Here is a 2,242-nt window from a genome sequence, read left to right on the forward strand (position 1 = left end):
GACGCGCTGCTGCGGGCGACGGCGGGGCCGCGGACGACCCGGCCGACGACGACCCGCGCTACAGCTACGACGCCGGCTATGCGATCACCTACAACAGCGGCGAGCTGGTGTCGGTGGTGTTCGACATCACTGTCGACCACGGCGGCGCGCATGGCCAGGGCGTGCAGGCGGCCGCCAATTACAGCCCGGCGCTGGGGCGGGCGCTCAAGGTCGACGACCTGGTCGACGGCAAGGGCATCGCCGCCCTGACCGATCGGTGCCGCACCCTGCTACGGCAGGAGAAGCTGAAGCGCGGCGCCCCGCCCGACGCGGTCGACGGCGACCTGACCGAGCAGGCGGTGGCCGACGGCATCCGGTCGATCGAGGCCTGGCAGTTCCGCGGCGACGCCGTCGCCATCCACTACGACGCCTATGCCATCGGCGCCTATGCCGAGGGGCCGTATGACTGCGTCTTGCCCTGGGCGGAGATCCGCCGGGCGGCGAAGCCGGGGGCGCCGCTGCCGAAGGGCTAGCGTCGGCCCCGCTCGCGGATGCCAGGAAGCCGGTCCTTTGGCATAGTGGGCGGCGGAAGCGGACCCGCGCATGAGGTCCGCCCGCACCGAAGGGGGACCCCATGCCCAAGACAGCGCCGCGCGCCTGCCTGGCCGCGCTCCTGCCCGCCCTGCTGCTTCCCGTTGGCCCTGCCCTGGCCGAGGACCCGGCGGCCTGGCCGACCCGGCCGGTCACCGTCATCGTGCCCTTCGCCCCCGGCGGCAACACCGACCTGTTCGGCCGCCTGCTGGCCGAGGAGATGAGCAAGACCTTCGGCCAGCCCTTCGTGGTCGAGAACAAGCCCGGCGCCGGCGGCGGCATCGGCACCGAGGCGCTGGCCCGGGCCGAGCCGGACGGCTACACGCTGGGCATGGGCACGGTCGGCACCCATGCGATCAACCCCTGGGTGTTCAAGGACGACCTGGACTATGACGCCGAGGCCGATTTCGCGCCGATCTCCCTGGCCGCGACGCTGCCGAACCTGCTGGTGGTCAACCCGTCCTTCCCGGCGAAATCGGTGCCGGAGCTGATCGCGCTGCTGAAGGCCGAGCCCGACGGCCACAGCTATGCCTCCTCCGGCTTCGGCACCTCGATCCACCTCGCCGCGGCGGCCTTCGAGATCCATGTCGGGTCACACATGACGCATGTGCCGTACAAGGGCAGCGCCCAGGCGCTGGGCGACGTCGTCGCCGGCCATGTCGACATGATCTTCGACAACATCCCGACGGCGATGGAGCAGGCGCGCGCCGGCGCCGTGCGGCCGTTGGCGGTGACCGGGCTGGAACGAACGCCGACCCTGCCGGACGTACCGGCGATGGCGGAGTTCATTCCCGGCTTCGACATCACCTCCTGGCAGGGGCTGCTGGCGCCGACCGGGACGCCGCCGGCGATCGTCGAGAAGCTGAGCGCCGAGGCCCAGCGGATCATGCGCCTGCCCGAGGTGCGGGCCCGGATCGAGCCGCTGGGCGCCAAGCCGATCGGCAGCACCGCCGCGGAATTCGCGGCCTATATCAAGAGCGAGAAGGCCCGGTACAAGCCGATCGTCGAGGCCTCCGGCGCCACGGCGCAGTAGCCTTCAGCGCAGCTCCGTCGCGATACGCAGGCCCAGCGCGATCAGCAGGCCCCCGGTGACGCCCTCGATGGCGCGGCGGATGCGCGGCCGGCGCAGCATGTCGCCGGCCTTGGCCACCGCCACGGCATAGGCGGCGAGCCAGAGGAAGGTCATCAGGCTGAACACCAGCCCGAGGGCCACGAAGGCGGTGAAGGCCGGCTGGCCCGCCGGCACGAATTGCGGCAGCAGGCTGGCGAAGAACACCGCCATCTTCGGGTTGCCGAGATCGCTGACCAGCCCCTGGCGGAAGGCGGCGCCACGGCCCAGGCGCCGGGCCGGCAGGGCGGCGATGGCGGCGCTTTCCCCTTCGCCCGGCCGCCAGGCGGCGCGCAGCGCGTGCAGGCCGAGCCAGACGAGATAGGCGGCGCCGGCATATTTCGCCGCCAGGAACAGCGGCTCGGACGCCACCAGCAGCGCGACGATGCCGAGGCTGGTGGCGAAGGCCCAGACCGCCTGCCCGACCGAGACGCCGAGGGCGGTGCAGATGCCCCCGGCGCGGCCGCCGAGCAGGGTGTTGCGCACGGTTACCGCGGTGTCGGGCCGGGCGTGACGATGACCAGCGCCGACACGCCGAGAAACGCCAGGATCGAACTCGCCAGC

3 protein-coding genes are annotated in these 2,242 nt (G+C 72.4%); 2 read left to right on the plus strand and 1 reads right to left on the minus strand.

From position 1 onward, the window contains the following. Nucleotides 1–512, plus strand: a 512-nt coding sequence (locus tag P409_RS32305) for a DUF3298 and DUF4163 domain-containing protein (RefSeq protein WP_034848264.1), incomplete at its 5' end; no start/stop codon positions are given. Between the two features lie 101 nt (nucleotides 513–613). Continuing rightward, nucleotides 614–1,603, plus strand: a complete 990-nt coding sequence (locus tag P409_RS32310; protein ID WP_034848266.1) for a Bug family tripartite tricarboxylate transporter substrate binding protein — start codon at nucleotides 614–616, stop codon at nucleotides 1,601–1,603. Nucleotides 1,604–1,606: 3 nt separating this feature from the next. Here P409_RS32310 and P409_RS32315 read toward each other — a convergent pair. Continuing rightward, the coding region (locus P409_RS32315) for a LysE family translocator (protein ID WP_202964876.1) at nucleotides 1,607–2,242 on the minus strand (636 nt) is incomplete at its 5' end.

Source organism: Inquilinus limosus MP06, assembly GCF_000767795.1.
Lineage (GTDB): Bacteria > Pseudomonadota > Alphaproteobacteria > DSM-16000 > Inquilinaceae > Inquilinus > Inquilinus limosus_E.

What these genes read in the sequence shown, in the direction of transcription:
- P409_RS32310 (WP_034848266.1), top strand. Translation starts at nt 614, where the DNA reads ATGCCCAAGACAGCGCCGCGCGCCTGCCTGGCCGCGCTCCTGCCCGCC.